General features: G+C 75.2%; 1 protein-coding gene. It reads left to right on the plus strand.

Features of this window, described 5'->3' with window-relative positions; all coding sequences use genetic code 11:
- The coding region (locus VFZ20_RS11635; protein ID WP_329684048.1) for a non-ribosomal peptide synthetase at positions 1-5,949 on the plus strand (5,949 nt) is incomplete at both ends.

The following is a 5,949-nucleotide window of genomic DNA, read 5'->3' on the forward strand; positions in this document are numbered from 1 at the left end:
CCACATCCCCCTGCGGCTGCGTCTTCGCGGCGACCTGGACCGGGACGCGCTCGTCCGCGCGCTGGACGGGATCGTGGCCCGCCACGAGGCCCTGCGCACCACGTTCGCGGAGGTGGACGGCGTCCCCGAGCAGCGCGTCGCGCCGGCGGAGGGGAGCGGATTCCGGCTGGTGGAGCACGACCTGGAGGGGCGGGCGGACGCGGAGGCGGAGCTGGGCCGGGTGATGGTGGAGGAGGTGCGCGCCCCCTTCGACCTGCAGGAAGGGCCGCTGGTCCGCGGCCGCCTCGTCCGCATGGGCGCGGACGACCACGTGCTGCTGGTGACGGTGCACCACATGGTCAGCGACGCGTGGTCCATGGCGGTGTTCACCCGCGAGCTGGCCGCGGGCTACGCCGCCCACCGCGAGGGGCGCCCGGCGGAGCTGCCCGCGCTCCCCATCCAGTACGCGGACTACGCGACGTGGCAGCGGCGGCGGGTGGAGGCCGAGGGGATCGCCCGGCAGACGGACTTCTGGAAGCGGACGCTGGCCGGCGCCCCGGAGCTGCTGGAGCTGCCCGGGGACCGTCCGCGCCCCGCGCAGGTGGACCACGCCGGGGCGCGGCTGTGGATCGGCCTGGACGAGGAGCTGACGGCGGGGCTCAAGGCGCTGTCGCTGCGGCACGGCGCCACGTTGTTCATGACGCTGATGGCGGGGTGGGCGACGGTGCTGGGCCGCCTGTCGGGGCAGGAGGACGTGGTGATCGGCACGCCCACGGCCGGACGCGAGCGGCGGGAGACGGAGGGGCTCGTGGGCTTCTTCGTCAACACGCTGGCCGTGCGCCTGGACCTGTCGGGCGGACCGACCGTGGCGGAGCTGCTGGCGCGGGTCAAGGCGCGGGCGCTGGAGGCGCAGCACCACCAGGACATCTCCTTCGAGCAGGTGGTGGAGCTCGTCCAGCCCACCCGCAGCCTGGCGCACTCGCCCCTTTTCCAGGTGACGTTCGCCTGGCAGAACGTGCCCGAGGGAAGCGGCGGCCTCTCGCTCCCGGGGCTGGAAGTGCGCGGCGTGGCGTCGGGCACCTTTGCCACCCAGGCCAAGTTCGACCTGTCGCTGGCCCTGCGCGAGACGGGCGGCCGCATCACGGGCGACCTGACGTACGCCACGTCCCTGTTTGACCGGGCGACGGTGGAGCGCTACGCAGGCTACCTGCGGCGGGTGCTGGAGGAGATGGTGGCGGATGACCGGCAGCCCGTGCGGCGGCTGGCCATGCTGTCGGCGGAGGAGCGCGCGCGGGTGCTGGACGCGTGGAGCCGCGCGGACGCGGCGTACCCGGAGGCGTCCTGCATCCACCACCTCGTCGAAGCGCGTGCGGCGGGGTCGCCGGACGCCCCCGCCGTCACCTGCGAGGGCGAGTCGCTGACCTACGCGGAGCTGAACGCGCGGGCCAACCGGCTGGCGCACCACCTTCGCGCGCTGGGCATCCGTCCCGACGCGCGCGTGGCCCTCTGCGTGGAGCGCGGCCCCGGGATGCTCGTCGGGCTGCTGGGCATCCTCAAGGCGGGCGGCGCGTACGTCCCGCTGGACCCGGCGTATCCGGCCGACCGCCTGGAGTTCATGCTGGCGGACAGCGCGCCGGCCGCCGTGCTCACGCAGGGGCGCCTGCGCGACCGGGTCGCGGGCGCGGGCGTGCCCGTGCTGGAGCTGGACGCGGCCGCGCCCGCCTGGGCGGACGAATCCGCCGCGGACCCGGTGGTCGCGGGGCTCACGCCGGCCCACCTGGCGTACGTCATCTACACCTCCGGCTCCACGGGCCGCCCCAAGGGCGTGATGGTGGCGCACGAGACCCTTTCGAACCTGGTCCACTGGCACTGCGCCGCGTTCGGCGTGGGGCCGGGGACGCGCTCGTCCAGCGTGGCGAGCCTGGGCTTCGACGCGGCCACGTGGGAGATCTGGCCGCCGCTGGCCAGCGGGGGCGAGCTGGCCCTGCCGGGGCGCGGCCGGGTGGACCCGGACGACGTCCTGGACTGGTGGGACGGGCAGTCGCTGGACGTGAGCTTTCTGCCCACGCCCCTGGCCGAGTACGCGTTCTCCCGCGGCGTGCCGCGGGGCACGGTCCGCACGCTCCTGGTGGGCGGGGACCGGCTGCGGCGGGTGCCGGCGGATCTCCCGTTCCGGCTGGTGAACAACTACGGCCCCACGGAAACGACCGTCGTGGCCACGTCGGGCGACGTGCGCGGACCGGGGACGCCGGACATCGGCCGGCCGGTGGGCAACGCGCGGACGTACCTGCTGGACGGGGCGGGCGAGCCGGTGCCCGCGGGCGCGGCGGGGGAGCTGTACGTGGGCGGGGCGCAGGTGGCGCGCGGCTACCTGGGCCGGCCGGGCCTGACGGCGGAGCGCTTCGTCCCCGACCCGTTCGGGGGGGAGGCGGGGGCGCGGATGTACCGCACGGGCGACCTGTGCCGGTGGACGGCGGAGGGGACGCTGGACTTCGTGGGCCGCACGGACCACCAGGTCAAGGTGCGGGGCTTCCGCATCGAGCCGGGCGAGGTGGAGGCGCGGCTGGCGGAGCACCCGGGCGTGCGCGAGGCCGTCGTCCTGGTCCGCGAGGACGCGCCGGGACAGGCCCGGCTCGTGGCGTACGTCACCGGCGACGGGGGCGCGGACGCCGAGGCCCTGCGGGCGCACGTGGGCCAGGCGCTGCCGGCGCACATGGTGCCCGCCGCGTACGTGTGGCTGGAGCGGCTTCCGCTCACGCCCAACGGCAAGGTGGACCGCCGGGCGCTCCCCGCGCCGGAGGGCGACGCCTTTGCCGCCCGCGCCTACGAGGCGCCCGTGGGCGAGACGGAGCAGGCGCTGGCCGGCATCTGGGCCGAGGTGCTGGGCACCGGGCGGGTGGGCCGGCACGACGACTTCTTTGGCCTGGGCGGGCACTCGCTCGTGGCCGTGCAGGTGATCTCGCGCGTGCGGCAGGCGCTGGGGGTAGAGGCGGCGCTGGGCCAGCTGTTCACGCACCCCGTGCTGGCGGACTTCGCGCGGGAGCTGGGCGGCGCGGCCCGGGCGGCGCTTCCGCCCATCGAGCCCGCGCCGTGCGACGGCCCCGTGCCCCTCTCGTTCGCGCAGCAGCGGCTGTGGTTCCTGGAGCAGCTGGGGGACCTGGGGAGCGCCTACCACATCCACCGCTCCCTGCGGCTGCGGGGCGCCCTGGACCGCGAGGCGCTCATCCGCACGCTGGACGGGATCGTGGCCCGCCACGAGGCGCTGCGCACGGTCTTCGTGCGCGTGGACGGCGTCCCCGCGCAGCGCGTGGCGCCTGCGGAGGAGAGCCGGTTCCACCTCCGGGAGCACGACCTGGGCGGCGAGGCGGACCCGGTGGCGGCGCTCGCCCCCCTGGTGGCCGGGGAGGTGAACACGCCCTTTGACCTGGAGCGGGGGCCGCTCATCCGCGGCCGCCTGGTCCGGCTGGGGGCCGACGACCACGCGCTGCTCCTGACCATGCACCACATCGTCAGCGACGGGTGGTCCATGGGGGTGCTGTTCGAGGAGATCGCGGCGCTGTACGGCGCCCACGTGGCGGGGCGCGAGCCGGGGCTGGCCCCGCTCCCCGTGCAGTACGCGGATTACGCGGCCTGGCAGCGGCGCTGGGTGGAGGGCGACGTGCTGCGGCGGCAGGGGGACTACTGGACGGAGGCGCTGGCGGGTGCCCCGGAGCTCCTGGAGCTGCCCACCGACCGCCCCCGCCCGGCGGAGATGGACCACGCGGGGGCGCAGATCGGCCTGGTGCTGGACGCGGAGCTCACGGCGGGGATCCGGGCGCTGGGGCGGCGGCACGGCACCACGCCCTTCATGACGGTGCTGGCGGGCTGGGCCACGGTGCTGTCCCGCCTGTCGGGGCAGGGCGAGGTGGTGGTCGGCACGCCGGCGGCCGGCCGCGGGCGGCGGGAGCTGGAGGGGCTCATCGGCTTCTTCGTGAACACGCTGGCCCTGCGGATGGACCTTTCCGGCGCGCCCACGGTGGCGGAACTGCTGGCGCACACCCGCGCGCAGGTGCTGGCGGCGCAGCATCACCAGGACATCCCCTTCGAGCAGGTGGTGGAGCGGGTGGACCCGGCGCGCAGCATGTCGCACACCCCGCTCTTCCAGGCGCTGCTCACGTGGCAGACCATGCAGCGGGGCGAGGGGCTGGAGCTGCCGGGGCTGTCGGTGGGCCGGGTGCAGTTCGCCGGGCAGGTCCCGGCCAAGATCGACCTGTCGCTCTCCCTGCGCGAGGCGGGGGACCGCATCGTGGGCGGGCTGACGTACGCCACCGCGCTCTTTGACCGGGCCACGGTGGAGCGCCACCTGGACTACCTGCGGCGGGTGCTGCGGGAGATGGTGGCGAACGAGCACCAGCCCGTGGACCGCCTTTCCGTCCTGTCGGAGAGCGAGCGGGCCCGGGTGGTGGAGGAGTGGAACCGGACGGAGGCGGACTATCCGGGTGATTCCACCATCCACGGGCTGTTCGAGGCCGCGGTGGACGGGGCGCCGGACGCGACCGCCGTCGTCTTCGGGGGCGAGTCTCTGACCTTCGCGGAGCTGGACCGGCGGGCCAACCAGGTGGCGCACCACCTTCGCTCGCGGGGCGTGGGCCCGGAGGACCGGGTGGCGCTGTGCATGGAGCGCACCCTGGACCTGCTGCCGGTCTTCTTCGGCATCATGAAGGCGGGGGCGGCGTACGTGGCGCTGGAGCCCACGCACCCCGCGGACCGCCTGGCGTACGTGCTGGAGGACAGCGGGGCGCGGGTGCTCGTCACGCAGTCGTGGCTGGCGTCGGGGCTGCCGGAGCCGCGTCCGGAGACGCTGTGGATCGACCGGATGGCGGACGTGCTGTCGGCCGAATCTCCGGAACGGCCGGAGAGCGGGGCGACGCCGGAGAACCTGGCGTACATCTACTACACGTCCGGCTCCACGGGCCGCCCCAAGGGGGTGCTGATGCACCACTACGGCCCCGTGAACTACTTCGCCTGGGCGCGGGAGGAGTACCTGTCGGCCGGGGGGAGCGGCGCGCCCGTGTTCTCGTCCATGGCGGTGGACCTGACGCTGGCCAACTTCGTCCCGCTCTTCGCGGGGCAGCCCGTGGAGCTGCTGCCGGAGGGCCCGGGGGTAGAGGCGCTGGCGGACGTGCTGCGGCGGCGGCCGGGGTACGCCATGATCAAGATCACCCCCACGCACCTGTCGCTGCTGAACCAGGTGCTCTCGCCGGAAGACGCGCGGGGGAGCGCGGGGACGCTGGTGATCGGCGCGGACAACCTGATGGCGGAGCCCACGCTGTTCTGGCGCGAGCACGCGCCGGGGGTGCGGCTGCTGAACGAGTACGGCCCCACGGAAACGGTGGTCGGCTGCTCGCTGTACGAGGTCCCCGCGGACCGGCCCGTGGAGGGGCGCATCCCCTTCGGCAAGCCGATCCGGAACCTGACGCACTACGTGCTGGACGCGCGGATGCAGCCCGTGGCCGTGGGCGTGGCGGGCGAGCTGTACATCGGCGGGGTGGGCGTGGCGCGGGGGTACCTGGGGCGTCCGGGGCTGACGGCGGAGAAGTTCGTGCCGGACCCGTTCGCGTCCGCGCCGGGGGCGCGCTTCTACCGCACGGGGGACCGGGTGCGGTGGCTGGCGGACGGCAACCTGGAGTTCCTGGGACGCATCGACTTCCAGGTGAAGGTGCGGGGGTACCGCATCGAATTGGGGGAGATCGAGGCGCGGCTCAAGGACCACCCGGGGGTGCGGCACGCGGCGGTGCTGGTGCGCGAGGACGTGCCGGGGGACCCGCGGCTGGTGGCGTACTGGGTGGGCGAGGGGGCGGACGTGGAGGGGCTGCGGGCGCACCTGGGCGAGCGGCTGCCGGGGTACATGGTGCCGTCGGCGTACGTGCGGCTGGAGCAGCTGCCGCTGGGGCGCACGGGCAAGCTGGACCGCAAGGCGCTCCCCGCGCC

This window comes from Longimicrobium sp., from assembly GCF_036280135.1.
In the GTDB taxonomy this organism is placed as follows: Bacteria; Gemmatimonadota; Gemmatimonadetes; order Longimicrobiales; family Longimicrobiaceae; genus Longimicrobium.